General features: G+C 60.0%; 27 protein-coding genes and 1 tRNA gene. 20 read left to right on the top strand and 8 right to left on the bottom strand.

The annotated features are described in order from the left end of the window. Positions 1-191 precede the first annotated feature (191 nt). Both ACN0RV_RS09070 and ACN0RV_RS09065 read right to left on the bottom strand, forming a co-directional pair. Positions 192-2,252, bottom strand: a complete 2,061-nt coding sequence (locus ACN0RV_RS09070; RefSeq protein ID WP_417347308.1) for an FUSC family protein — start codon at positions 2,250-2,252, stop codon at positions 192-194. Between the two features lie 2 nt (positions 2,253-2,254). Beyond that, positions 2,255-3,421, bottom strand: a complete 1,167-nt coding sequence (locus tag ACN0RV_RS09065; RefSeq protein ID WP_417347307.1) for an FAD-dependent monooxygenase — start codon at positions 3,419-3,421, stop codon at positions 2,255-2,257. A gap of 180 nt (positions 3,422-3,601) precedes the next feature. On the opposite strand from ACN0RV_RS09065, the gene ACN0RV_RS09060 reads away from it, so the two are divergent. From ACN0RV_RS09060 to lnt, 6 genes are all read left to right on the top strand, one after another. Next, on the top strand, positions 3,602-3,892 hold the full coding sequence (locus tag ACN0RV_RS09060; protein WP_417347306.1) for a hypothetical protein: 291 nt from the start codon (positions 3,602-3,604) through the stop codon (positions 3,890-3,892). A 93-nt stretch (positions 3,893-3,985) separates the two neighbouring features. Further along, the gene (gene miaB / locus ACN0RV_RS09055; protein ID WP_286341558.1) at positions 3,986-5,416 is read left to right on the top strand and encodes a tRNA (N6-isopentenyl adenosine(37)-C2)-methylthiotransferase MiaB; all 1,431 of its coding nucleotides are present in this window, start codon (positions 3,986-3,988) and stop codon (positions 5,414-5,416) included. A 12-nt stretch (positions 5,417-5,428) separates the two neighbouring features. Then, the gene (locus ACN0RV_RS09050) at positions 5,429-6,484 is read left to right on the top strand and encodes a PhoH family protein (RefSeq protein ID WP_417347305.1); all 1,056 of its coding nucleotides are present in this window, start codon (positions 5,429-5,431) and stop codon (positions 6,482-6,484) included. After that, positions 6,468-6,923, top strand: coding sequence for an rRNA maturation RNase YbeY (gene ybeY / locus ACN0RV_RS09045; RefSeq protein WP_417347304.1), 456 nt, complete (start codon positions 6,468-6,470; stop codon positions 6,921-6,923). Before ACN0RV_RS09050 ends, ybeY begins: the two co-directional genes overlap by 17 nt. Before the next feature lie 32 nt (positions 6,924-6,955). Then, complete coding sequence (gene corC, locus ACN0RV_RS09040; protein WP_417347303.1) at positions 6,956-7,846, top strand: CNNM family magnesium/cobalt transport protein CorC; 891 nt, start codon at positions 6,956-6,958, stop codon at positions 7,844-7,846. Positions 7,847-7,881: 35 nt separating this feature from the next. Then, positions 7,882-9,411, top strand: coding sequence for an apolipoprotein N-acyltransferase (gene lnt, locus ACN0RV_RS09035; RefSeq protein WP_417347302.1), 1,530 nt, complete (start codon positions 7,882-7,884; stop codon positions 9,409-9,411). On the opposite strand, the gene ACN0RV_RS09030 is transcribed toward lnt, so the two are convergent. After that, complete coding sequence (locus ACN0RV_RS09030) at positions 9,335-9,838, bottom strand: zinc ribbon-containing protein (RefSeq protein ID WP_417347301.1); 504 nt, start codon at positions 9,836-9,838, stop codon at positions 9,335-9,337. The genes lnt and ACN0RV_RS09030 overlap by 77 nt on opposite strands. Positions 9,839-10,139: 301 nt before the next feature. Between ACN0RV_RS09030 and leuS the strand changes: the two genes are divergently transcribed. From leuS to lipA, 14 genes are all read left to right on the top strand, one after another. Further along, on the top strand, positions 10,140-12,719 hold the full coding sequence (gene leuS / locus ACN0RV_RS09025; protein WP_417347430.1) for a leucine--tRNA ligase: 2,580 nt from the start codon (positions 10,140-10,142) through the stop codon (positions 12,717-12,719). A 10-nt stretch (positions 12,720-12,729) separates the two neighbouring features. Beyond that, positions 12,730-13,218, top strand: a complete 489-nt coding sequence (lptE, locus tag ACN0RV_RS09020) for an LPS assembly lipoprotein LptE (protein WP_417347300.1) — start codon at positions 12,730-12,732, stop codon at positions 13,216-13,218. Then, entirely contained in the window at positions 13,219-14,238 is a 1,020-nt protein-coding gene (gene holA / locus ACN0RV_RS09015; RefSeq protein ID WP_417347299.1) for a DNA polymerase III subunit delta, read from the top strand. Further along, positions 14,229-14,882 (top strand): nicotinate-nucleotide adenylyltransferase, encoded by a 654-nt coding sequence (nadD, locus tag ACN0RV_RS09010; protein WP_417347298.1) that lies wholly within the window; start codon positions 14,229-14,231, stop codon positions 14,880-14,882. The genes holA and nadD overlap by 10 nt, the downstream gene beginning before the upstream one ends. Before the next feature lie 35 nt (positions 14,883-14,917). Then, on the top strand, positions 14,918-15,253 hold the full coding sequence (rsfS, locus tag ACN0RV_RS09005) for a ribosome silencing factor (RefSeq protein ID WP_028110475.1): 336 nt from the start codon (positions 14,918-14,920) through the stop codon (positions 15,251-15,253). A 3-nt stretch (positions 15,254-15,256) separates the two neighbouring features. Then, positions 15,257-15,724, top strand: coding sequence for a 23S rRNA (pseudouridine(1915)-N(3))-methyltransferase RlmH (gene rlmH, locus ACN0RV_RS09000; RefSeq protein WP_286341549.1), 468 nt, complete (start codon positions 15,257-15,259; stop codon positions 15,722-15,724). Next, positions 15,725-17,602 (top strand): penicillin-binding protein 2, encoded by a 1,878-nt coding sequence (gene mrdA, locus ACN0RV_RS08995; RefSeq protein ID WP_417347297.1) that lies wholly within the window; start codon positions 15,725-15,727, stop codon positions 17,600-17,602. Continuing rightward, on the top strand, positions 17,592-18,701 hold the full coding sequence (gene rodA / locus ACN0RV_RS08990; protein ID WP_417347296.1) for a rod shape-determining protein RodA: 1,110 nt from the start codon (positions 17,592-17,594) through the stop codon (positions 18,699-18,701). The genes mrdA and rodA overlap by 11 nt, the downstream gene beginning before the upstream one ends. A 14-nt stretch (positions 18,702-18,715) precedes the next feature. Further along, a complete protein-coding gene (mltB, locus tag ACN0RV_RS08985; RefSeq protein ID WP_417347295.1) occupies positions 18,716-19,672 on the top strand; it encodes a lytic murein transglycosylase B in 957 nt (318 codons plus the stop codon). Then, positions 19,659-20,462: a septal ring lytic transglycosylase RlpA family protein gene (locus ACN0RV_RS08980; RefSeq protein ID WP_417347294.1), complete on the top strand. Its 804-nt coding sequence runs from the start codon at positions 19,659-19,661 to the stop codon at positions 20,460-20,462. Before mltB ends, ACN0RV_RS08980 begins: the two co-directional genes overlap by 14 nt. An 82-nt stretch (positions 20,463-20,544) precedes the next feature. Beyond that, positions 20,545-21,711, top strand: a complete 1,167-nt coding sequence (locus ACN0RV_RS08975; RefSeq protein WP_417347293.1) for a serine hydrolase — start codon at positions 20,545-20,547, stop codon at positions 21,709-21,711. Positions 21,712-21,843: 132 nt separating this feature from the next. Continuing rightward, positions 21,844-22,110, top strand: coding sequence for a DUF493 family protein YbeD (gene ybeD, locus ACN0RV_RS08970; protein WP_417347429.1), 267 nt, complete (start codon positions 21,844-21,846; stop codon positions 22,108-22,110). Between the two features lie 74 nt (positions 22,111-22,184). Then, entirely contained in the window at positions 22,185-22,838 is a 654-nt protein-coding gene (gene lipB / locus ACN0RV_RS08965; RefSeq protein ID WP_417347292.1) for a lipoyl(octanoyl) transferase LipB, read from the top strand. Next, the gene (lipA, locus tag ACN0RV_RS08960) at positions 22,831-23,799 is read left to right on the top strand and encodes a lipoyl synthase (RefSeq protein ID WP_417347291.1); all 969 of its coding nucleotides are present in this window, start codon (positions 22,831-22,833) and stop codon (positions 23,797-23,799) included. Before lipB ends, lipA begins: the two co-directional genes overlap by 8 nt. 40 nt (positions 23,800-23,839) lie before the next feature. On the opposite strand, the gene rimI is transcribed toward lipA, so the two are convergent. From rimI to ACN0RV_RS08935, 5 genes are all read right to left on the bottom strand, one after another. Then, positions 23,840-24,289, bottom strand: coding sequence for a ribosomal protein S18-alanine N-acetyltransferase (rimI, locus tag ACN0RV_RS08955; RefSeq protein ID WP_417347290.1), 450 nt, complete (start codon positions 24,287-24,289; stop codon positions 23,840-23,842). Next, a complete protein-coding gene (locus tag ACN0RV_RS08950; RefSeq protein ID WP_417347289.1) occupies positions 24,286-24,639 on the bottom strand; it encodes a hypothetical protein in 354 nt (117 codons plus the stop codon). The genes rimI and ACN0RV_RS08950 overlap by 4 nt, the downstream gene beginning before the upstream one ends. Continuing rightward, positions 24,639-25,142 (bottom strand): GNAT family N-acetyltransferase, encoded by a 504-nt coding sequence (locus ACN0RV_RS08945; RefSeq protein WP_417347288.1) that lies wholly within the window; start codon positions 25,140-25,142, stop codon positions 24,639-24,641. Before ACN0RV_RS08945 ends, ACN0RV_RS08950 begins: the two co-directional genes overlap by 1 nt. A 110-nt stretch (positions 25,143-25,252) precedes the next feature. Continuing rightward, a tRNA-Trp gene (locus ACN0RV_RS08940) sits at positions 25,253-25,329 on the bottom strand. A 109-nt stretch (positions 25,330-25,438) separates the two neighbouring features. Further along, positions 25,439-25,612 carry a hypothetical protein gene (locus ACN0RV_RS08935; RefSeq protein ID WP_417347287.1) on the bottom strand — a complete coding sequence of 58 codons (174 nt, stop codon included), beginning with the start codon at positions 25,610-25,612 and terminating at the stop codon, positions 25,439-25,441. Positions 25,613-26,454: the final 842 nt, after the last annotated feature.

The raw sequence follows: 26,454 nt of genomic DNA, 5'->3' as shown, positions 1-26,454 counted from the left end.
CCAAAGACCAATACGCCCTGCTGCCCAACCATCTTTCAAAGAACCAGCCGAGTGCTGGTCTTTTTGATTCCGGCGCTCCCCTGCTTCACACCAGCAGGAAGCAGTGGACTTTGCTGTCAGCGGTCTAAGCGCAAAAGATCTCAGCCTTTGCCAATAAAAAGGCCCGCTTCTGTGCGGGCCCTTTCTGAACTTTAGTGTTTATCCGGCGCCGGCCTGGCGGCAATGGCCAGCATCTGCTGGTAGCGTTCGGCAATCAGGTTGAGCTGATAGAGCACGAAGCCGGTCCTGTCCACCCGGCCCTCCTCCACCAAGCGGTACAGCCTCTGACGCTCCTGCTCAACAGACTCAGGCCACTGACCACTGCCCTGCCCCTCCAACGCGCGCTCCAGGGCGGCCACCGCCCCGGTCAGCACCTGATGGGCGCTCTGTGACTGCTCCTCGGTCAACTGAGTCCCACGTCGTGCAGCGGGGGCCAGGGCGTTGAGGTGGGATTGAGTCTCCTTGTAGAGACGAATCAATTCAGCAGAGTCACGGTGCCGGCTGTAGCTGGGCTCCTGACGCATCTGTTCGAAGCTGCTGGTCAGGGCCACGCCCTGTTCATAAGTGTGACGCCGGGCCCGAGCCAGAGACAGGGAGGAGACCTGCTCCCCCTCAAACACCGACAGCACCAGCAACAGATAGTGATTCAGTCGCCCTATCGCCTGTCGCCTCAGCTCAGCCTGACGACCGCCCTGCCACTGCGGCCAGAGATATCGATACCCCAGCAGCACCACGGCACAGCCAATCACAGTCTCCAACAGACGCAGGGGCATGACCGTCATCCCCTGCCCGGCGATGTATTCAAACACCATGATCAGAATGATGGTGCCCAGGGTACAGGAGTAGCCGTGGTGCACTGGGATCAGGGAGAGGGTTGGCGGTACCAGCACCAGTCCCAGGGCCAACGCCCAGTTACCGGTCAGTCCCAATGACAGGGCACTGGCCGCCAGACCCAGACCGACCAGGGTGCCCCAGATCCTCTGCCAGGCCCGCTGACGGGTATCCACTATGCCGCCGCGGACCACCAGCAGGACCGAGAGCAGCGCCCAGTATCCCTTATCCAGGTCAAAGTACTGGATGATCCCCATGGTCGTTGCCAGCAGCAACCCCTGACGCACCGCACCGCGGAAAATGGGCGAGGACCAGCGCAAGTGTTGGCGCCAGCGTTGCCAGTGGTCCATGACCGGCTCCCGACCGATCATCGGCCGGCGGTAGAGTGGTGCCACCCGCTGGGCCAAGCGACTTATCCGTCTGGCATTGGAAACAAAATAGGGGGCAATGCTGCCAAAGCGTCCCCTCTGCAATGGGGTCAGGGCGGTCAGCAACTGCTGCTCCACATCCGCCAACCTGGGGTCCTCCCCTATGGGTTGGACCGTCATCAGGTTATCCGCCACCTGTCGCAGGCGCCGGCTGGTCACCGCCACCCACAGGCGATAGGCGGGCAGCACACCAGGCTGGGCAAACAGGGCGCGACTGAGTTGTGGGTTGGGAATTGCCTGCAGTCTCTCCTGCAAGTCCACCGCCGCCACAAACGCCTGGTACAGCTCCGGGGTCAAACGATTGCGGGACTTGGCCACCGCCACATAGCGCCTGACCAGGGCCAGCTGCTCGGCCAGGGGCAGGTCGAATCTGGCCCCCAGGGACGGGTCCTCCAGCCAACGCAGCCGGCTGGCCAGGATCACCGCCAGCCGTCGATAACTCAGGGAGAGCGCCTGGCGCAACGGGTATTCCCTCTGAGCACGAAACCACCAATCGGAAAACAGCACCACCCACAGGGCCGCCAGAGTGGTACCCAGGGCAAATTGCCAGGCCGGGATCACCCCAGCCGACACCTGGGACATGGCCGCCATCACCAGGGCGGCAAGCCCGGTCCTGCCCGACAGCTCACCAAAGGCGGACAGGGTCGTCAGCAGCACGCCGGCCACCAGTAGGGCAGGTATCAACGAGGGGGGCCACCAGGCGCCCAGGGCACCAAACACCAGCGCCACGCCACCGAGCAGGGGAATGGACCAGGCCAGGCGCTTGCCCCAGCCCGGAGAGGGTTGATCTATACCGGAGATAAATACGCAGGGCAGGGCCAGCAGCGACAGCAACCCCAGCAGAAACAGGTCCAGAGTCCAGGCAAGCGCCAGCCACAGCATGACCGCGGTACTGAGGCGCAGCGCCAGATTGATGTGGCCGTTGAACCACCAGCGCCGAAACGAGAGCAGCACTGCTACAGACCCATGGCGTACTGCATCACCTTACGCTTGATGGGGCCAGAGTGTTCCGCCAGCGTCAGGCCCAGGTTTCGCACCAGCTTCAGTGGCAGGTGGTCATTGCTGAACATCAGGTAGAAGACATCCATGGCCGATTGCATCGCCAGGTTGTCCGGATGACGACGGCGCTGGTAGCGCTTGAGGACAGACTCGCTGTGAATTGGCTCATCCCGCTCCATCGCCTCACGCAGCACGTCAGCCAGCACGGCCACATCTTTAAAGCCCAGGTTGACCCCCTGCCCAGCCAGGGGATTGATGGTGTGGGCCGCATCACCCAGCAACACCATGCGCCCCTTGAAGTAGGCCTTGGCGTGCTGCCGGGTCAGGGGGAAGCTGGCCAGTTGCTCAATCTCAAACTCCCCCAGTCGGTCGGGGAAGGCGGCTACGATGGCCCGCTTAAGCTCGGAGGGACTCAACCGCTTGAGCTCGGCGATGGTCTGAGGGGCGTCATACCACACCAGGGAGGCGTGATTGCCCGCCAGGGGCAACAGCGCCCTGGGCCCGGTCGGGGTGAACTCCTGCCAGGTACCCTGTTGCTGCGGCTCCTGGGTGCGGATATTGATGGCCAGGCAGTGCTGACGATAGTTCCAGCCACTGACTCCGATTCCCGCCTGGCGACGCACCTGGGACTGGGCACCGTCGCACCCCAGCAGCAGTTGCCCCTGATAGAAGGTACCGTCGGCCTCGAGCCAGGCGCCCTGCTCATCCTGCCAGAAGCGCTCAGGGCGGATACCGGTGATCAGACGGATGCGGCTGTGACGACGCACCGCCTGCCAGAGAGAGAGCTGAAGAATGCGATTTTCAACGATGTGCCCCAGGTGAGACAGTCCGAGTTCATCGGCATCGAAACAGATGCGCGCCCCCTGCCACTCCCAGGTTTCCAGGGTCCGATAGGGGGCACTGCGCATGCTCTCCACGCCAGTCCATCCCCCCAGGCTCTCCAGCAACCGCTCTGACGCCTGGCTGATGGCACTGACCCTAAGGTCCATGGGCTGCTCAGCGTCGTAGTCCTCAGGCTCCCTGGCTTCAAACAGAGTGACCTCCAGGCCCAGATCCGCCAGGGCCAGGGCACTGGCCGCTCCCACCATGCCGCCACCGGCAATCAAAATATCGCTCTGCTCCATCCCATCCTTCCGGGCTCCAACGAAGATGGGGCCATCATATCATGACCAATTCTTACCGGCTGTAACTGAGTGTGTGTTTCCCGGCCATTCCACACACTCATTTACAACCCTTCCCTGGCGGTCTCGGAGCAGCTCCTACACTTAGCTTGCGAAAGCCACTTAGGACCTGTGAGGTGAGATATGAAGGCCCCAACGACAATGCTGATGTTTGCCCTGGCCCCCCTGCTGTTAACGGCGGCCCCGAGAGCCGATTACACCATGGAGGTGTATGCCCCCCTGCCCATAGTGGCCCAGGCCCAGTATGAGATGGAGGAACAGCTTAAAGACGATATTCTGGCTCAGTCACGTCAGGCTCTGATGGCCAGCGGACTGGAGCTTAGCGAACAGTTTGCCCAAGCAGAAGAAACAGATACCCAGCGCTCGGCGCCCATCAAAGCCACTGCCGGGCCCCAGACCCTCAGCCCCCAATGATGGTTAACACTGTGCAGCAACTAGCCAGATGGAGTTTTCAGGTTTAGAATAGCCCGCTATTTTTTCATTAGGTAATACGAGCGGCACAGTTTGATGAGCAAAAAACTGCACATTAAAACCTGGGGTTGCCAGATGAATGAGTATGACTCCGACAAGATGGCGGGTCTGCTCGAATCCTTTGGCAACTACTCCCTGACCGAGGACGCGGCTGAAGCCGACGTGCTCCTTCTGAACACCTGTTCCATCCGTGAAAAGGCGCAGGAGAAGGTGTTCCATCAGCTGGGTCGCTGGAAGCCTCTCAAGGAGGCGAACCCCAATCTGGTGATCGGTGTTGGCGGTTGTGTGGCCTCCCAGGAGGGGGACGCCATTCGCGAGCGCGCCTCCTTCGTGGACATCGTGTTCGGTCCCCAGACTCTGCATCGCCTGCCGGAGATGATCACCCGCATCCAGCAGGGTGAACATGGTGTGGTGGATGTCTCCTTCCCCGAGATCGAGAAATTTGACCGTCTACCCGAGCCCCGCGCCGAGGGTGCCACCGCCTTTGTCTCCATCATGGAAGGGTGCAACAAGTACTGCAGCTTCTGTGTGGTGCCCTACACCCGAGGGGAAGAGGTAAGCCGCCCCCTGGACGACGTCCTCTACGAAGTCGCCCAACTGGCGGAGCAGGGGGTTCGTGAGATCAACCTGCTGGGCCAGAACGTCAACGCCTACCGCGGTGCCACCCATGATGACGAGATCTGCAGCTTCGCGGATCTGCTGCGCTACGTGGCAGCCATCGACGGCATCGACCGTCTGCGCTTTACCACCAGCCACCCTGTGGAGTTCACCCAGGACATCATCGACGCCTACGCCGATGTGCCTGAGCTGGTGGACTTCCTGCACCTGCCGGTCCAGAGCGGCTCCGATCGCATCCTGACCCAGATGAAGCGCAACCACACCGCGCTGGAGTTCAAATCGATCATCCGTCGCCTGCGCAAGGTGCGTCCCGACATCCACATCAGCTCCGACTTCATCGTGGGTTTCCCCAATGAGACCGATGACGACTTCGAGCAGACCATGAAGCTGATCCAGGAGATCGACTTCGATCAGAGCTTCTCCTTCATCTACAGCCCCCGCCCAGGTACGCCTGCGGCGGATCTGCCCGATGATGTGACCGAAGAGGCCAAGAAGCAGCGCCTCTATATCCTGCAGGAGCGCATCAACCAGCAGGCGATGCAGTACAGCCGCCGCATGCTGGGCAGCGTTCAGCGTATCCTGGTGGAGGGCACCTCCAAGAAAAACGTGATGGAGCTTCGCGGCAAGACCGAGAACAACCGCACGGTCAACTTCGAAGGCGCCCCGGAGATGATTGGCAGCTTCGTGGATGTGGAGATCACTGAGGTTATGCCTAACTCATTACGTGGTATAGTGGTAAGGACCGAAGATCAGATGGATCTGCGCCGTCAGCTGCGCCCCTCTGAGATTCTAGCCAAGCGTCCCGCCGGCGAACCAGACGAGCTGGGCGTTGCCACTTTTCAGCCGTAATCGGAGACCGGCTTGACCAACAAATTAGTGACACACGATGTGTACCTCGAGCCGGCTGAGAGCAGCCGGCTTGCCGCCCTGTGCGGTCCCTTCGACGATAACCTGAAACAACTGGAGCGCCGACTCGGCGTCGAGATCAGCTACCGCAACAACCACTTCCAGGTGGTGGGTCAGCTTCAGTTTGTTCACGGCACCATCGGCATCCTCAAAGATCTCTATGTGCAGACCGCCCCAGTGCGCGGTGCCATGCCGGATCTGGAGCCCGACCAGGTGCACCTGGCCATTCAGGAGTTCGTTGCCCTCGAAGCGGAGCAGGATGAGAGCGCCCTGGGCAAAGAGGTGTTCTTCAAGACCAAGCGCGGCATCTTAAAGCCCCGTAACCCCAACCAGGCCCAGTATATCCGCAACATCATCAGCCACGACATCACCTTCGGTGTTGGACCGGCGGGTACGGGTAAAACCTACCTGGCGGTGGCGGCCGCGGTGGATGCCCTGGAGCGCCAGGAGGTGCGGCGCATCCTGCTGACCCGCCCTGCGGTGGAAGCGGGCGAGAAGCTGGGCTTTTTGCCTGGCGATCTGTCCCAGAAGGTGGACCCCTACCTGCGCCCCCTGTACGACGCCCTGTTTGAGATGCTGGGCTTCGAACGGGTGGAGCGGCTGATTGAGCGCAACGTCATCGAAGTGGCCCCTCTGGCTTACATGCGTGGCCGCACCCTCAATGATGCCTTCGTCATCCTGGATGAGAGCCAGAACACCACCACGGAGCAGATGAAGATGTTCCTGACCCGTATCGGCTTCAACAGCCGGGCGGTGATCACCGGCGACATCACCCAGGTGGATCTGCCGCGCAATGTCCGTTCCGGCCTGCGCCACGCCATCGAGGTGCTGCGCGACGTGGAGTCCATCAGCTTCAACTTCTTCCAGAGCGGCGACGTGGTCCGTCACCCCGTGGTGGCACGCATCGTCGACGCCTATGAGAAACATGACCAGGAGCAGCACAAGCTCAAGGTAGAGCGGGAGAAAGCCCGCCAGCAGGAGGAGGCCAAAGAGGATGGAACTGATTCTTGATCTTCAGCCTGTGGTTGAAGGCTTTGATCTGCCTAGCGAAGCCCAGTTTCAAAGCTGGGCCGAGGCCGCCCTGGCTCAGGAGCGTGACATTGCGGAGCTGAGCATCCGCATCGTCAGCGCCGAAGAGAGCCAGGAGCTCAACCGTGACTACCGGGGCAAGGACAAACCCACCAATGTGCTCTCCTTCCCTTTTGAAGCGCCGCCGATGATCCCCACCGACCTGATCGGTGACCTGGTAATTTGTGCAGAAGTTGTTGAAAAAGAGGCAAAAGAGCAACAAAAAACTGCCAGGGACCACTGGGCCCACATGGTTGTACACGGTTGCCTGCATCTGATAGGTTATGATCATCTGGAGGATGAGGAAGCGGAGCAGATGGAAGCTCTGGAAACCCGCGTTCTCCATGGACTGGGCATCAGCGATCCTTACACGGAGCGTTGAGCCTGTTTTTGCTGTTTTAACGACGAGAAGTTATGAACGAAGACAACCCTCCGTCGAGCCAGGGCTCTCCTAAAAAGAGCTGGCTTGAGCGTATTTCCCAGCTGTTTGGCGGTGAGCCGAAAAACCGCAAAGAGCTGGTCGACGTGATCCAGGACGCCGAAGAGCGGGATCTGATTGACCAGGACACCAAAGAGATGATCAAAGGGGTGCTGGAGGTTTCCGACCTGCGCGTCCGCGACGTGATGATTCCACGCTCCCAGATTATCGCCATCGAGAAGAACCAGGATCTGGGCGCTTACCTGTCCACCATCATCGAATCCGGCCACTCCCGCTTCCCCGTTGTGGACAAGGACAAGGACCACATCGAAGGGATCCTCCTGGCCAAGGACCTGCTGCCCTACGGCTTCAGCGGCGCCCCCAGCGAGATGGAGCTGGAAACCATCATGCGCCCGGCGGTGGTGGTTCCCGAGAGCAAGCGGGTGGACGTGCTACTCAAGGAGTTTCGTCAGAAACGCTACCATATGGCCATCGTCGTCGATGAGTATGGCGGCGTGTCCGGCCTGGTCACCATCGAGGATATCCTCGAGGAGATCGTCGGCGACATCGGCGACGAATTCGACACCGACGAAGATCAGTCCCAGAACATCCGCAAGGTGGGCAAGCAGGTGTGGTCCGTGGCCGCCCTGACCCCGGTGGAAGAGTTCAATGAGCACTTTGGCTCCGAGTTTTCCGACGAGGAGTTCGATACCATCGGCGGCATCGTCAGCCACGCCTTCAACCACCTGCCCATGCGCGGCGAGAAGGTGGAGCTGGCAGGCTTCGAATTCAAAGTGGTCAATGCCGACACCCGTCGGCTGCTGCAACTGCAGGTACGCAACCTGGAGAAGCAGAACCCCCAGACCGAGGATGAGTCTGCCGCCTGATGTTGTCCCGGCCCTCTCCCAAACTCCGGTTAATGATGGCGCTGCTGTGCGGCGCCCTCTCCCCCTTCGCCTTTGCCCCCTACCACTTCAGTCCGGTATTGCTGCCTGCGCTGATGGGCCTGTTGTGGCTCAGTGAGGGGCAAACTCCCAGACGCAGTGCCCTGCTGGGCTGGAGCTTCGGCTTTGGCCTGTTTGCCCACGGCATCGCCTGGGTGCATGTGAGCATCGACAATTTCGGCGGCCTGCCGCTGCCGGTGTCCCTGCTGCTGATGGCCCTGCTGGCCGGTTATCTGGCCCTGTTTCCCACCCTGACCATGGGGCTGCTGGGTCGGTTCTGGCCGGACGCCGGCGGCCGCAGGGTACTGGCCTTCTCCGCCCTGTGGTTGATCACCGAATGGCTCAGGGGGAAACTGCTGACCGGCTTCCCCTGGCTGTGGCTGGGCTACAGTCAGGTGGAGGGGCCACTCTCTCCCTTGGCCAGTTCCCTGGGTGCCCTGGGGCTGGGCTGGCTTATCGCCCTGCTGGCCGGCGCCCTGCTGATGCTGTTGCGCCGCCGTTGGCTGTGGCTGCTGGCTCCGGCATCCACCGCCCTGGCCCTGGCGGTTCTGCCCTCCCTGAACACCATAGAGCGCAGTGGCGACACCCTCTCCGTGGCCCTGGTTCAGGGCAACATCCCCCAGAGCCTCAAATGGGAGCCCGAGCAACTGTGGCCCACCCTGCTCAAATATCAGGATCTCAGCCGCCCCCATATGGAGGCGGATCTGGTGGTGTGGCCGGAGGCGGCGGTGCCCGCCCCGGAGATGATGGTGGACGACTTCCTCAACAGCTTCGATCATGCGGCCGCCTTCCGGGGCACCCATGTGATCACCGGCATCATCAGCGCCGACAGCTTCACCCGCGAGTTCTTCAACTCCCTGCTGGTGCTTGGGGACGACGAGGGCCCAAGACGGCATCAGCCCGGTGACGACAACCGATACCACAAGAGCCATCTGCTGCCCATCGGCGAGTTCGTGCCTCTGGAGTCGGTACTTCGCCCCCTGGCCCCCCTGTTCAACCTGCCCATGTCCTCCTTCACCCGAGGCAACAGGGTGCAGCAGAACTTGCGAGCTGGAGAGGTGAGTCTGGCACCGGCCATCTGCTACGAAATCGCCTTCCCCGAGCAGCTCAGGGCCAACATCACCCCGGACACTGACCTGCTGCTGACCGTCTCCAACGACGCCTGGTTTGGTCACTCCACCGGCCCGCTGCAGCATATGGAGATTGCCAGGATGCGCTCCATGGAACTGGGTAAACCCCTGCTGAGGGTCACCAACAATGGCGTCACCGCCATTGTGGATGAGCAGGGAAGGATGCAGGCGCAGCTGCCTCAGTTTGAGGAGGGGGTACTCACCGGCGACGTGGCCCTGGTTCAGGGCAGCACGGTGTTTGGCCACTATGGCCAGAACAGCGCCTGGTTACTGGCGCTGCTGGCTCTGGTTGGGGCCTTTATCAGGGTGCCAGCATCTTCCGCGAGAAGAAGCGGTGATCACACTCAGGACAGGCCGGCAGAAGATCAGGCCGATTGAAGGTCATCTCATGGCCGCACTTGTCGCACACCAGGATACCCAGACCGACGACCTCACCGGCTTCGTAGGTTCCCTGGTGGCGCAGATCCTCACCCAGTTCGTGCCACTCCAGCTGGCTCTTGTCGGTGATCTCCGCCAACCACTGCCACAAGGTATTCTCCAGCCCCAGGGTAAACAGGCTTGAGGGCTGCTCCACTTCGTCTGCCGCGTGCAGGACAAATTCACCCAGGTCCCGCCGCAGAAACTGTTCCACCATCTCCAGCTCGCCCTGGGAGAGGCTCTCCTTGAGCTGAAGGTAGGCGCTGCTGTCCGTCAGCACCTGACTGAGCTGACTCAGAGTCAGGTCCGGATCCTCCTGATAACGGCGCTCCATCTCCCGTAGCAGCGCCTCGTAACGTTCAATCAACCGACTTTTTTCTTCCGCCATGGCCATCTCCATTGCAGCTTGGTCAGACAGTACCGGCGAAGCCGCCAGCACAATTCGTTGATATCTTTGGTATAACACATAATCCACTCCACCGACATCCCTTGTGGTCCGGGGTCCACACTGCTGATGAGACTGCCGGTCACCCGGCGGCGACACCCCAGATGCAGCCTGCGGATAATCGGGAAAAATCGGCCCTTCACATCATTGGTATTAGCCGCCCGCTGAGTTATTCTATGCAGATCTTTTTATGAGCCATAGTTGGCTCGAAATCAAAATATCAGTCGTGGATCCTATCGTGTCGATGCAAGAGCAATACAACCCCAGCGATATCGAACCCAATGTGCAGCGTCACTGGGAAGAGCAACAAACCTTCACCGCCGTTGAGCAAGAGGGCAAAGAGAAGTTCTACTGCCTCTCCATGTTCCCCTACCCCAGCGGCCGTCTACACATGGGCCACGTGCGCAACTACACCATTGGTGACGTGATCTCCCGTTACCAGCGGATGCAGGGCAAAAATGTGCTGCAGCCCATCGGCTGGGACGCCTTCGGCCTGCCTGCGGAAAACGCCGCCGTGAAGAACAAGGCGGCTCCGGCTCCCTGGACCTACGAGAACATCGATTACATGAAGGGCCAGCTGAAGATGCTGGGCTTCGGGTACGACTGGAACCGTGAACTGGCCACCTGCAAGCCCGACTACTACCGCTGGGAGCAGTGGTTCTTCACTGAGCTCTACAACAAAGGGCTGATCTACAAGAAGACCAGCTCAGTAAACTGGTGTGATAACGACCAGACCGTACTGGCCAACGAACAGGTTATCGACGGCTGCTGCTGGCGTTGTGACACTCCGGTTGTTCAGAAAGAGATCCCCCAGTGGTTCGTGAAGATCACCGACTACGCCGATCAGCTGCTGAGCGACATGGACCAGCTGGATGGTTGGCCCGAGATGGTGAAAACCATGCAGCGCAACTGGATCGGCCGTTCCGAAGGTATCGAGATGACCTTCGACGTGGATGGCACCAACGACAAAGTTGAAGTCTACACCACCCGCCCCGATACCGTGATGGGCGTGACCTATGTGGGCATCGCCGCCGGTCACCCCCTGGCCGCCATCGCCGCCGAGAGCAACCCAGAGCTGGCCGCCTTTATCGATGAGTGCAAGAACACCAAGGTAGCCGAAGCCGAGCTGGCCACCATGGAGAAGAAGGGGATGGCCACTGGCCTGTACGCCATCCACCCCCTAACTGGTGCCAAGGTGCCGGTGTTCGTAGCCAACTTTGTGCTGATGGATTTCGGCACCGGAGCCGTGATGGCGGTACCCGCCCACGACCAGCGTGACTATGAGTTTGCCTCCAAGTATGGCCTGGAGATCAAGCCGGTGATCAAGCCGGTCGACGGCGAGCTAGACATCAGCGAGCAGGCCTACACCGACAAGGGCATCCTGTTCAACTCCGGCGAATTTGACGGCCTTGACTTCGACGGCGCCCTGAACGCCATCGCCGCCAAGCTGGGCGAGCTGAGCAAGGGCCACAAGACCACCAACTTCCGCCTGCGTGACTGGGGTGTATCCCGTCAGCGCTACTGGGGCGCGCCTATCCCCATGGCAACCCTGGAAAATGGCGAGACCGTGCCTGTACCTGCCGAAGACCTGCCGGTGATCCTGCCTGAAGACGTAGTGATGGATGGCGTCACCAGCCCCATCAAGGCGGACAGGTCCTGGGCTCAGACCACCATCAATGGTGAGAAAGCCACCCGCGAAACCGACACCTTCGATACCTTTATGGAGTCCTCCTGGTACTACGCCCGCTACACCAGCGTAGGCACCGACGACGCCATGCTGGATCCAAGCAAGGCCAACTACTGGCTTCCCGTGGACCAGTACATCGGCGGTATCGAGCACGCCAACATGCACCTGCTCTACTTCCGCTTCTTCCACAAGCTGCTGCGTGACGCAGGCCTGGTGAACTCCGACGAGCCCGCCAAGCGCCTATTGTGTCAGGGCATGGTTCTGTGTGACGCCTTCTACTACACCGGCGACAACGGCCAGCGTGTCTGGGTAGCCCCCACCGAGGTGACTCTGGAACGTGATGGCAAAGGCGCCATCGTCAAGGCCACCGACGGCGAAGGCCGTGAGCTGGTGCACTCCGGCATGACCAAGATGTCCAAGTCCAAGAACAACGGCATCGACCCTCAGGAGATGGTGGACAAGTACGGCGCCGATACCGTGCGTCTGTTCATGATGTTTGCCGCCCCACCAGAGATGACCCTGGAGTGGCAGGAATCCGGCGTAGAAGGCGCCAACCGCTTCCTCAAGCGTCTGTGGAAACTGGCCTTCGAACACATCAACCTGGGAACGGCTCCGGCTCTGGATCTGACCGCACTGAGCGGCGATCAGAAAGCCCTGCGCCGTGACCTGCACAAGACCATCGCCAAAGTGGGTGATGATCTGGGTCGCCGCCAGACCTTCAACACCGCCATCGCCGCGGTGATGGAGCTGATGAACAAGCTGACCAAGGCACCCAAGGAATCCGACCAGGATCGCGCCCTGATGCAGGAAGCCCTGGAGGCCGTGGTTAAGATGCTGGCCCCCATCACCCCCCATGTGTGCTTCCACCTTTGGAACGCCTTGGGGCTGGAAGGGGACATCGACACCCAAACCTGGCCTGTGGCGGACAAAGACGCCATGGTCGAAGATGAGAAGCTGATTGTAGTCCAGGTGAACGGCAAGGTTCGCTCCCGCATCACCGTGGCCGCCGACGCCTCTCAGGAGCAGGTCCAGGAGCTGGCCCTCTCTGAGGAGAACGTCAGCAAGTTCACCGACGGCAAGACCCTGCGCAAGGTGATCTACGTGCCCGGCAAGCTGCTCAACATCGTAGCCAACTAAGGAGATCGGAGTGCTGAGACACGCTCTGACCGCCCTGCTGGCACTGACCCTTCTGGTCAGTGCCGGTTGCGGCTTTCATCTTAAGGGGGACTATCTGATCCCCGAACAGCTTCAGACTCTGCAACTGGAGAGCTCTGATGAGTATGGTGAGCTGCACCGCCTGGTGGGCGAGCGTCTGCGCCTCTCCGACATCAAGATGGTGGAGAACGACACCGCCCCCCGGCTCTGGCTGGGGGACGACAATCTGGAGCGCTCCACCCTCTCCCTGTTTCCCTCTGGACAGGTGGCGGAATATGAGCTGATCTACTCGGTGAAATTTGCCGTGGGTTTCCAGGGCAAGCCCTCCCAGAGCTTCGATCTTGAGATCCGCCGCGACTACCTGGACGATCCCCGTACCGCCCTGGCGAAAAACCGCGAGCTGGATCTGCTGCTCAAGGAGATGCGTGCCGAAGCGGCTGACCGCATCATCCGTACCCTCTCCAGCATCAAGGTTCAGTAGATGCGGATCTTTGTCAGCCAGCTGGGGCAGCACCTGACCCAGCTGCCTGCCATCGTCATGGTGTTTGGCGACGACCTGCTGCTGCGGGAAGAGGCCAGGGATCAGATTCGGGCCGCCGCCCGTGACCAGGGGTTCAGCGAACGCCTCTCGCTGGTGCAGGAGTCCCCCTTCAATTGGCAGGCGCTGGCACAGGAGTGCCAATCCCTCTCCCTGTTCGCCAGCCGCCGCATCATCGAGCTGGAGCTGCCCAACAGTAAACCCGGCGCCGACGGCAGCGCGGTACTGACCGAACTGGTCCCTGCGCTTCAGGACACCCTGCTGCTGCTCCATGGCCCCAAAATGGGCAAGGAGCAGACCAACAGCAAGTGGTTTAAAACCCTGGAGGCGGCCGGTCTCTACGTACAGGCCCTGACCCCGGAAGGCCCCCACTACCAGCGCTGGCTGCAGGGGCGGCTGCGCCATCATGGGGTCAATCTTCAACCCGATGCCCTGGCCCAGTTTGGCGAGATGTTCGAGGGCAACTTGCTGGCTGCCGACCAGGCGATGGCCCAACTGGCGCTGCTGGCTGGCAACCGCAGCATCGGCAGCGACGCCCTCTCCAAGTTGCTCTCCAATCAGTCCAGATACACGGTTTACCAACTGACGGACCTGCTGCTTCAGGGTCAGTGCGACAAGGCACTGACCGTGCTGGGCCAGCTCAAGCTGGAGGACACCGCACCCGTGCTGATCAACTGGGCCCTGATCCGGGAGCTGCAACTGTTGCTGGAACTGCAGCAGGGGATGAGCCAGGGGGAGAACCAGGCCGCCCTGTTCAAGAAGCTGAAGATCTGGCCCAAGCGTCAGCCCCTCTATCGAGGCTGCCTGCAAAGGCTGCCACTGCCACGGATCGCCGCCCTGTTGGGACGCTGCGGCCAACTGGAGCAGCGCATCAAGGGGGTGGCAGACTCTCCCTGGACCGAGCTCAGTGAAGTCTGCCTGGGTTTTGCCCAGCGCTATCAGGAGTTCACCCCATGTCGCTGAGACTGCTTGGCCTGTTGGGGGGCACCTTCGATCCCATCCACAATGGCCACCTGCAGATGGCCCTGGAGCTGCACCGGAAACTGGGGCTGGACGAATTGAGGCTGCTGCCCAACCGCCTGCCGCCCCACAAGCCCGGCGCCCACGCCGACAGCGAGCAGCGCCTGACCATGGTAAAGCTGGCCTGTGCCCCTCACCCTCAGCTCTCTGTGGACGACCGTGAGCTCAAGCGCCAACAGCCCTCCTACACGGTGGACACCCTTGAGCAGCTGAGGCAGGAGCACCCGAACGACGCCCTCTGCTTCATCATCGGCATGGACTCCCTGGCCAGTTTCAATCAATGGTATCTGCCGGAGAGAATTCTCGAACTGGCCAACCTGGTGGTCTGCCGCCGTCATGGCATTGCCGCCCCTGAACTGGGTGCGTTCAACAATGCGGTCACCACAGATCCACACACCCTGAGAGCGCACCCCAGTGGTCAGATCCTGCTGACCGAACTGGAACCGGTGGGGCTCTCCTCCACCGCCATTCGGGCGGCCCTGGCCTCAGGCCAACTGCCCCGAGACCACATTCCCGCCGCCGTTGCCGACTATATCGACCACAATGGCCTCTATGGCCATGGAGTCGCCCCCAGCGGCAGGGTATAATGGTCCGCTTTGCAATTTAACCTTGGGAGCCAACAGTGACCCCCGTAGAACTGAAAGACTTTGTAGTAGAGAAAGCTGAAGAGCTGAAGTGTCGTGACCTGGTGGTCCTGGACATCAGTGACAAATCCACCGTAGCCGAGTTCATGGTGGTATGCAGCGGTACCTCCAAGACCCACGTCCGCGCCATCGCCGAGAACGTGGCTCTGGAAGCCAAACGCATCGATCAGGCCCCTCTGGGCGTGGAAGGCAAAGAATCCGGCGAATGGGTTCTGGTTGACCTGGGTGACGTGATTCTGCACTCCATGCAGGAGCAGACCCGGGACTTCTACCAGCTGGAGAAGCTGTGGTCCGCTCATCCGGAGCAGAAGTAACCGATGAAGTTAAAGCTGATCGCTGTCGGCACCAAGATGCCCGACTGGGTTCAGAAGGGGTTCGCCGAGTATCAGCGGCGCTTCCCCCGGGATCTGCCCCTGGAGCTGATTGAGATACCAGCGGGCAAAAGAGGTAAGAACGCGGACATCCCTCGCATCCTGGAGAAGGAGGGGGAGGCGATGTTGGCGGTCTGCCAGGGGTGTCGTATCGTCACCCTGGATATCCCCGGCAAACCCTGGGATACCCCGCAACTGGCTAAGCAGCTGGAGCGCTGGCAGATGGACGGACGGGACGTCGCCATCCTCATTGGCGGCCCCGAAGGACTGGCCCCCGCCTGCAAGGCAGCGGCGGAACAAAGCTGGTCCCTCTCCAATCTGACCTTGCCTCACCCCCTGGTTCGGGTAATCATGGCGGAGAGCCTGTACCGGGCCTGGAGCATCAACAACAACCACCCGTATCACAGAGAGTAAATGCGTTTTTATCAGCGTACCAAGATCCGCGACAACGCCGCCGAGGCCGCCCTGTTCCGCAGACGGGCCGTGGTCTCACTCTTTGGCGTGCTGGCTCTGATCGGCATACTGCTGAGCAATCTCTACGTCATTCAGGTCGTCGACCACAGCGAATACCAGACCCGCTCCAATGACAATCGCATCCGGGTGGTGCCCGTCGCCCCCAACCGCGGTCTCATCTATGATCGCCATGGGGTGCTTCTGGCGGAAAACCAGCCGGTCTACTCCCTGGAGGTGATCCCTGAGCAGGCAAAAAACCTGGAGCAGAGCCTCGCCGAGCTGGCACAGATTTTCGCCATTCCTGAGAGTGACCAGCAGGAGTTTCTCGAACGGGTCAAGGCCCGCCGCAGCTTTAAGTCCACCACCTTGCTGAGCAAGCTCAGTGAAGATCAGGTGGCCAAGTTCAGCGTCAACCAGCACCGCTTCCCCGGGTTTCAAATCGGCGCTGGCCTGAAGCGCAACTACCCCTTTAAAGACAGCCTGACCCACGCTCTGGGCTATGTGGCCCGCATCAACAGCAATGATGTGGCCAACCTGGAAGTGGAGGGCAAAGCCGCCCTCTATGCCGCCACCAAGGATATCGGCAAACTGGGGGTGGAGCGCTTCTATGAGGAGGCGCTCCATGGGGTGCCCGGCCTGCAGGAGGTCGAGGTCAACAGCCGTGGACGGGTGGTGCGCACCCTGAACACCACCGCCCCCAGGGCGGGGGATGACCTCTACCTCAGCCTGGACCTGTCGCTGCAGCAGAAGGCCCAGGAGTTGCTGAAAGATCACCGGGGCGCCCTGGTGGCCATCGATCCTCGCGATGGTGGCATCCTGGCCATGGTCTCCAACCCCAGTTACGATCCCAACCTGTTCGTTCACGGCATCAGCGGCAAGGATTATCGGAGCCTGCTCAATGACCGCTCCCGACCGCTGATCAACCGGGCGACTCAGGGGCAGTACGCCCCCGCCTCCACCGTCAAGCCGATGCTGGCGCTGGTGGGCCTGGAGGAGGGCAAGATCTCGGTGAAGACCCGCATCTGGGATCCGGGCTGGTGGCAGATCCCCGGTGTGGAGCGCAAATACCGCAACTGGAAGCGCTGGGGACACGGCTGGGTGGACGTCTATGACGCCCTGATCAAATCCAACGACACCTACTTCTACCAGCTGGCCTATGACATGGGCATCGACACCATCAGCCGCTACATGCTGGAGTTTGGCTTCGGTCAGTATTCCGGGGTGGATCTGAAGGAGGAGTCCGCCGGCATCATGCCCTCACGGGATTGGAAGCAGATACGTTACAAGGAGCCCTGGTACATAGGTGACACCATCTCCGTGGGCATTGGCCAGGGCTACTGGACCACCACGCCACTGCAGCTCACCGAAGCCCTGACCGTACTGATCAACAAAGGCCGGCACTTCACCCCCCACCTGCTTCGCGCCAAGGGGCAGGAGGGTCAAATGGCGCTGACCGAACCCTCGGAGCGCCGCCCCCTGGTCCTGAAGAACGACAATGCCTGGCAGATCGTCCACGACGCCATGGTGAAAACCGCCGAGGGACGCTTCGCCGACGCCTCCTACACCGCCGCCATCAAGACAGGTACCGCCCAGGTATTTGGCCTGGCGGAAGATGCCAAGTATGAGAAGGACAAGATCGCCGAGCACCTGCGGGATAACGCCCTGATCGTCGGCTATGCCCCGGCAGAGAACCCCACCATCGCCCTGACTGTGGTACTGGAGAACGCCGGCTGGGGTGGCGCCAATGCCGGCCCCATCGCCCGGGCACTGCTGGACCACTACCTGGAACCCAAGCCTGACTCAACCAGCCAGGAGGTCGCCAAGACCAATGAACACTAGAGTTCGCAAAGGCCCCAACCTCTGGGTTCGCCTGCATATCGACCTGCCTCTGCTCATTGGCATCCTCACCCTGATGGGCTTCGGCCTGATGGTGCTCTACGCCGCCAGTGGCCAAAGTCCACTGATGCTGGAAAAACAGCTGGTGCGAATCGGCCTCTCCCTGACCGTGATGTTCGCCATCGCCCAGATCAATCCCGAGGTGTTCCGCCGCTGGGCCCTGCCCATCTTCCTCGTGGGCATCGCCCTGCTGGTGGCGGTGGAACTCTTCGGTGAGGTCAATAAGGGGGCGCAGCGCTGGCTCAATCTGGGCTTTATGGAGTTTCAGCCTTCGGAGCTGATGAAGCTGGCCTTCCCCATCACCATGGCCTGGTACATCAGCCGCTATCCCCTGCCACCGAAGAAACGCTACCTGGCCGGTGGTGCCGCCATCCTGCTGGTACCGACCCTGCTTATCGCCTCCCAGCCGGATCTCGGCACCTCCATCCTGGTGGCCGCCTCCGGCGTGTTCGTACTGTTCCTGGCAGGCATGAGCTGGGCGGTGGTGGCCGGCTGTGTCCTGAGTGTGCTGGCCTTCCTGCCGGTGCTGTGGTTCTACCTGATGAAGGACTATCAGCGTACCCGGGTACTGACCCTGCTGGATCCGGAAAAAGATCCCCTGGGAGCCGGTTACCACATCATCCAATCCAAGATCGCCATCGGCTCAGGCGGACTCTCCGGCAAGGGCTGGCTGGGAGGCACACAATCCCAGTTACAATTTCTTCCGGAGCGCCATACCGACTTTATCTTCGCGGTGTTGGGTGAGGAGTTTGGCCTGATCGGCGCCCTGGTACTGCTGGCCATCTACCTGTTTATCGTCGGCCGCGGCCTGGTGATCGCCTCCAGAGCCCAGACGCCCTTTGCCCGGCTGCTTGGCGGAAGCATCATCCTCACCTTCTTCGTCTACGTATTCGTCAACATCGGCATGGTCTCCGGCATCCTGCCGGTGGTCGGTGTTCCCCTGCCCCTGGTCTCCTATGGCGGCACATCCATGCTGACATTGATGGCGGGATTTGGCATGCTCATGGCTATTCATACCCACAGACGCTTTAACAGCAGATAGCCGGGAAGCAAATAATGACCAAATGGTTACTCCTTTCGGCACTGGGTCTCTCCAGTGCCGCCTTCGCCATGACTCCTCAGCAGCAGTTTGTCCAGGAGTGGACCGCCAAAGGCCTGGAACGCAGCTACATCGAGCGGGCCCTGGAGCAGGCCAGCAAGAACCAGAAAGTGCTGGACGCCATCTCCACCCCCTGGGAAGCCAAACCCTGGTACCAGTACCGTCAGCTGTTCCTGACCCAGGAGCGGGTCGAGGATGGCATCGCCTTCTGGCAGGCGCACAGGGAGACCCTTGAGCAGGCTGAGGCCCAGTTTGGCGTCGATGCCTCTATGATCGTCGCCATCATCGGCATCGAGACCCGATATGGCCGCCACACCGGCACCTACCCGGTACTGGATGCCCTCTACACTCTGGGGTTCTACTACCCCAAACGGGCCAAATTCTTCGCCTCTGAGCTGGGTCACTACCTGACCCTGGCCCAGCAGGAGGGCTGGACCCTGGGTGACACCAAGGGCTCCTATGCCGGCGCCATGGGCTGGGGCCAGTTCATCCCCTCCAGCTACCTGGCCTATTCGGTCGACTTCGATGGCGATGGCAAGCGGGACCTGCTGAACAACCCGGTGGACGCCATCGGCAGCGTGGCCAACTACTTCGCCGAACACAAGTGGTCCCACAAGGCCCCGGCCGCCGCCACCATCGATGCGCCCATGAATGAACCTGCCAAGGCGCTGATGTGGAACGGCAAGCCCCTGACCGCCACCGCCGGCCAGCTCAGGGCCGCCGGCACTCAGGCGCAGGGCAACGATTCCGACCGAGCCGCCCTGCTGGAACTGGAGAGCAGCGACACCAGCACCCAGTACTACCAGGTGTTCCCGAACTTCTACACCATCACCCGCTACAACCGCAGCCCGCTCTATGCCATGGCGGCGGTGGAATTTGCCAAGAGGCTTCAGGATGCCTATGACCAACCTTAAGCTCACCCTCGTCGGGCTGGTTGCCCTGGGGCTGCTGACCGGGTGCAGCAGCGGCCGCTACCAGATCTCCCAGGACAGGGCCCCAAGCAATGCCCCGGATGTGAGTCAGTTGGAGCAGCCCAGGCCCAGGTATGAATCCCCCAGCAAGCAGGGCAACAGGGACTACATGGTGTTTGGCCGCAACTACCAGGTGATGAAGAGCGCCTCAGGCTACGTTGAGGAGGGCACCGCTTCCTGGTACGGCGCCAAATTTCATGGCCACCTCACCTCCAATGGTGAGACCTACGACATGTATGGCTTCAGCGCCGCCCACAAGAGCCTGCCCCTGCCCACCTACCTGAAGGTGACCAACCTGGACAATGGACAGAGTGTGGTGGTTCGGGCCAATGATCGCGGCCCCTTCCACGGCAACCGGCTTATCGATCTCTCCTATGCCGCCGCCTTCCACCTCGGGATGCTGAAGCAGGGCACCGCCAAGGTGCGCATCGAAGCCCTGGCCACCGAGCCCAACCCCGCGCCTCTGCTGCCCCAGGCACAGGTGAACCAGTATCTGCAGTTGACCGCCTCCTCCAATGAACAGGCGCTGCAGCAGCTGGCCGTTAAACTGGAGCAGACTTATAGCGTCGGCAGCCGGTTGCTGCGGCAGGGAGGGCTGTACAAGCTGCAACTGGGCCCCATCGAGGACCCCTTTCGCAGCCGGGAGATGCTGGACACCATAAAAGCCGCCGGATACCCCGGTGCCTTTACGATTTATGAAAGTTCAGATGCGCCGGAAACTTTTGTCCGGTAAAGGGAACCAAGTGATATACTCCCCTTTCGGTGTTAAGGACACACGACTAACATCAAACGCACAGGATTCCAGTCTAGTCATTATGAAAAATCTGAAGCACTCGCTTTTGGGCCTGTCAGGCCTGCTGTTTGCCGCCTCCGCCACTGCCATCCCCGCCGTGGTGCCCAATCCGCCGTCGGTAAACGCCACCTCCTATGTATTGATGGACTTTCAGACCGGGCAGATCCTGGCTGAAGAGAACGCTTACGAGCGTCGGGCGCCAGCCAGCCTGACCAAGATGATGACCTCCTATGTTCTGGGCCAGGAGCTGGCTCAGGGCAACGTCAAACTGACAGACAAGGTCAAGATCAGCAAAAACGCCTGGTCCAAGAACTTCCCCGACTCCTCCAAGATGTTCATCGAAGTGGGCAAAGAGGTACTGCTGGAAGATCTGAACCGCGGCATGGTGATCCAGTCCGGTAACGACGCCTGTGTGGCCATCGCCGAGCACGTTGCCGGCAGCCAGGGCGCCTTCACCGACCTGATGAACGCCTGGAGCACCCAGTTGGGGATGATGGACACCCATTTCGCCAACGCCCACGGCCTGGACAACGACGAACACTTCACCACCGCCTATGACATGGCGCTGCTGGGTCAGTCCCTGATTCGGGACGTGCCAGAGGAGTATGCCCTCTACGCGGAGAAGGAGTTCACCTTCAACAAAATCCGTCAGCACAACCGTAACGGCCTGCTGTGGGATCGCAGCCTGGGCGTGGATGGCATCAAGACCGGCCACACCAGCAACGCCGGCTACAGCCTGGTGGCATCCGCCAAGCGCGGTGATATGCGCCTGGTGAGCGTGGTGATGGGTGCCAAGAGTTCCTCTTCCCGTGAAGCTGAAAGTAAGAAGCTGCTGAACTACGGTTTCCGCTTCTTCGAAACCGTTACTCCCTACAAGGCCGGTGATCAGTTTGTCAGCCACAAGATCTGGTACGGCAGCCAGCCCGAAGTGAGCCTGGGCGTGCTTGAAGACACCCCGGTTACCATCTATCGCGGTCAGGCGGAAAAGCTGGAAGCCAACTTTGAGCTGACTGAAGAGCTCAAAGCCCCTCTGTCCAAAGGCCAGGTGGTGGGCAAGCTCTACTTCCAGTTGGATGGCAAGGACATTGCCGAGTACAAGCTGGTAGCTCTGCAAGACGTAGAGGAAGGCTCCTGGTTCTCCAAGCTGATCGACTACATCAAGCTGCTGGTGATGAGCTGGTTTAACTAAGGGCAAGCGCCCTCCCCAGGGGGCCCCTGAACAGTGAAGGCCTGCGTTTGCAGGCCTTTTTCATTGGCGGTGATTGAAATTTGATACACTAATCCCCATAACGGCTGCAGCCGAACAAATCCTGTTGGAGTAATCATGGATACCAAATTTGACGAACTTCTGGAGTTCCCCTGCCGTTTTCCGTTTAAGGTAATCGGTCACGCCGATGAATCCCTGCCTGACAAGGTAGTGGCGGTGATCCAGACTCATGCCCCCGGGGACTACCAACCCTCCGTCCGCCCCAGCAGCAAAGGAAGCTACCACTCGGTGACCATCAATATCACCGCCACCAGCAAGGAGCAGCTGGAAGCTTTGTATACCGAGCTTGGCGCAATCGACGGCGTAATCCGGGTTCTATAATGTGATCTATCTGGCATTTATGCCTTGTGCAGGTATAATGCGGCCTATCTCTTCCCACATGGCGTGATAAAGGATTGGTCGCAAAAACTCTTATCGTGCGTCGCCTGGGGCTACAGCCCTATGAGCCCGTCTGGCAGGCGATGCAGCACTTCACCGACACCCGAACTCAGGACGATGCCGACGAGCTTTGGCTGCTTGAGCACGCCCCGGTCTTTACCCAGGGCCAGGCAGGCAAAGAGGAGCACCTGCTCAACACCGGCGACATTCCTGTGGTTCAGGTAGACAGAGGCGGCCAGGTTACCTATCACGGCCCGGGACAGCTGGTGGCCTACCCACTGCTGAACATCAAACGACTGGGCATCGGGGTTCGCCAACTGGTGACCCACATCGAAGAGAGCCTGATTGAACTGCTGGCTCCCTACGACATCACCGCCTACGCCAAAGCCGATGCCCCTGGCGTCTATGTGGATGACCGCAAGGTGGCCTCCCTGGGCCTGAGAATTCGCAAAGGCTGCTCATTCCACGGACTGGCCCTGAACGTTGACATGGACATCAGCCCCTTTCTGAGAATCAATCCCTGTGGTTACGCGGGGATGGAGATGGTCCAGACCTCCCACCTGGGTGGCCCCAGGAACGTCTCCCAGGCAGCCGATGAGCTGGCACAGATATTCTATAACAAGCTGGGCTACACCCAGCTGACCCTGAGTGAAGGATTGCCCCATGAGTGAACGCCCACAGCGTCTGGTTCCCGGCGTCAAACTGCGTGATGCCGAGAAGGTCGCCCGCATCCCCGTGAAAGTGGTACCCACAGATCGGCAAGAGATGCTCCGCAAGCCCGACTGGCTGAGGGTTAAGCTGCCCGCTTCCAGTCAGAAGATCGATGAAGTTAAGAGCGCCATGCGCAAGCATGGACTGCACTCAGTCTGTGAAGAGGCCTCCTGCCCCAACCTGTCCGAGTGCTTCAACCACGGCACCGCCACCTTTATGATATTGGGGGCGATCTGCACCCGTCGCTGCCCCTTCTGCGATGTGGCCCATGGCCGTCCGCTGAAGCCGGATACTGAGGAACCGCTAAAGCTGGCCAGAACCATCCGCGACATGAAGCTCAAGTATGTGGTGATCACCTCGGTAGATCGGGATGACCTGCGTGACGGCGGCGCTCAGCACTTTGCCGACTGCATTCGCGAGATCCGCGCCCTGTCACCTCACATAAAAATTGAGATTTTGGTGCCCGATTTCCGAGGCCGCATCGACCGCGCCCTGGAGATCCTGGCCACCGAGCCGCCGGATGTGTTCAACCACAACCTGGAAACCGCGCCTCGCCTCTATCGTAAGGCTCGCCCGGGCGCCAACTACCAGTGGTCACTGGATCTGCTTAAGAAGTTCAAGGAGATTCACCCACAAGTGCCCACCAAGTCCGGACTGATGATGGGACTGGGTGAGACCAACGAGGAGATCCAGGAAGTGCTGAGGGATCTGCGTGCTCACAATGTTGAGATGCTGACCCTGGGGCAGTACCTGCAACCGAGCAGACACCACCTCGCTGTGGAGCGTTACGTGCCGCCCGCGGAGTTCGACGCACTGAGAGACTACTCTCTGGAATTGGGTTTCACTCAGTCCGCCTGTGGTCCTCTCGTCAGGTCCAGTTATCACGCGGACCTCCAGGCCCAGGGCAAAGAGGTGAAATAGAAAAAAGGAGCCGTCAGGCTCCTTTTTTACGTGTAATAGATTATTCGCTCAGGGTCAGCTTCATGATCACCGCGTCTTCGCGGCCGCCCTCTCCCTGATAATAGCCTTTACGAACCGCCAGGGGCTCAAAGCCGATTCGCCTGTACAGACCCAGGGCGGGAGTGTTGCCCGCCCTAACCTCCAGGAAGCAGCAATCTGCCTGCTCACTGCTGAGCTGCTGCAGACAGCGATGCAGAAGATGTCTTCCCAGCCCCTGCCCCCGAAGCTCCGGCAGAATGCAGATGTTCATCAGGGTCGCCTCACCCACCACAGTCTGGGTGATGTAGTAACCCACGGCTCGGCCCCGCCACATCAGCACCTCACCTTGATAACCGGCTCCAATACAGCTGGCCAGTGTCGTGCGGCTCCAGGGAAAATCATGGCACGACTGCTCGATGGCGAACAGTTCATCCAGTTCAACCGAGTCCATAGGCACAAAGCGATGACTCACGCTACCTCCCTCAGCGCCGACCACAGGCGGCGCTTGCCTTGGGGAGACCCGAGTTCATCCGACGTCAGAGCAAGATGCACCTCACCATCCTGGCGCACCACCAGCTTGCGCTCCTGATCTTCCTCAACCAGGCACTCCTCCAAGCCCAGCTCCTGAAGCGCCAGCCTGATATCCTCACCCAGCGCCACTGAGAGGCCCGGCAAGCTGATGGTCACCCCATTATGTTTATGTCCACCCTCAGAGACAGCAGAGTCGCTCTGGAGGCCTTGTGAGTACTCTTCCCTCAGCTTCCACTGGGTAAATCCCAGGGTCGCCAGAAAGCACGCCCTTTTCCCGGTGTCGTCCTGCATCACTCCACTCCCTCATACCTTGCCATCAGGATCGCATCTTCCAACTGTCCATTGCGATACGCAAACCCTTTCATTCTTCCCTCTTCCCGAAAGCCAAGATTACGATAAAGGGCCACCGCTCCCTCATTGGACGCAAAGACTTCAAGTTCGATGCGGGTTATCCCCAGCCAGTTGTCGCAGGTGTCGATCAGCTCCCGCAGCAAGCTGGAGGCCACTCCCTGTCGTCGGTGTTCCGAGTGAACTACGACCCCAACACTGGCGGCATGACGGCGCCGCGGCTCAGCACCAAAGGTTATCAAGCAGGCATGGCCCAACGCCTTTCCCTCCCGAACCGCGACCAGGCATTGAAGATCGCGCCCCATCTGCTGCAACCTTGCTCGCCACTCATCTTCTGACATAAAGGGCGTATGCAGCGAGTTCTCGACGCAACTGCGTTGGCGATAGATCTCCGCTACGGCAAATAGGTCACTCGTCACCATGGGGCGTATGGAAAAGGTAGACATCAACAAACTGTCCAATGAATTTGATGGCTCAGTGTATACCAGCAGTAAAGAGCGTGGGAGGGCATAAACGCAAAACGGCCCGCAGATTTCTCTGCGGGCCGTCTGGAATGTGGCAGGGGTGGCAGGACTCGAACCCGCAACCATCGGTTTTGGAGACCGCTGTTCTACCAATTGGAACTACACCCCTAGCGAACGAGGTGAATTATACGTCCCCAGGTTGAAAGGTAAAGACCTTTTTCATTGAAAAATAACCGACTGACCAACTAACCAGCAATGACCGGTAATTTTAGACAGTTTTAGCCTCTTGCCACCTCAGCACAGTGCTTCTGCAGGGAATCGCCATCAACTTCTGAACCATAGGAATCTTCGAGTACCGCGACCAGTTGCCGACCCAGGTTACCGGAACGCCAGTTCTCACGCTCATTAAAGCCTTCGGTACCATTCTCAGGAGTCTTATCAAATTCGTTCATACTCTACCTCATTCCGTTGTCTGTTCTGGGATACTGCGAGTCAGTGATTGAAGGTATATCACTTCCTCTCAGCTTAGACTATTTGACCAAAGTCTAACTCCACCCCTATCTCTGTTTGAGCCTGATCACCGAGCGAAGTTCACCCTATTGAAAGCACACAGGCGTTTAGATCAGAAGCTGCTGATATAGCTGCACTTATCATGTTAATGTCGTCCGCAGACAGTCCATCAAAGGAAGTATGATTGGAATAACACAGTACGACAGGGAATAAGATTCGGTCAGATGCAGCAAGATAACAACCGATTTCAATCATCCTCGATAAGCGCTTCACCGATTAACAGCCACAGGGTCCTAGTGTTCTTCTGAACAACCACTGTGCGCTTGGCTCAGTAAGTGATCCTTTACCTTGCTGAAGCTGTCAGAGACCACGTAGCCCAATCAAGACCATGAAGCCTCGGCTAACACAGTCATGCCGGTGCTGGCCGGTATCCAGTGTCTGCGGTTTTGTTGCCTAGCGTAGGAAAGCCACTGGACCCTGGCGTGCGCCAGGGAGACGATTGTGCATGAGGGGCGGGAAGCGCTTCGTCGCTGCTGCAGGAAGGATTAGCTAGTAAAGTCCTCCCTCAGCCCTAAGGCTCTCTGCCTGAACCGTCAGCACGCTCGGTGCTTATTCATTACGACGCGGCCTCCCCCAGCACCGTCAGGCCGGCGAACGCCGGTATCCAGAGTCTTTGGTTTTGTTGCCTTTACGGGAACTCTGTGAGAAAAGACATATATGGACGCCCCTGCAGTTGCAAGACATTGATGAGATCGGTTTGCGGACGTATATCCGGCGTCTGTAT

This window comes from Ferrimonas sp. (assembly GCF_048263965.1).
Classification (GTDB): Bacteria; Pseudomonadota; Gammaproteobacteria; order Enterobacterales; family Shewanellaceae; genus Ferrimonas.
The sequence above is the reverse complement of the archived record's forward strand: the minus strand, read 5'-3'. Positions and strand labels throughout refer to the sequence as shown.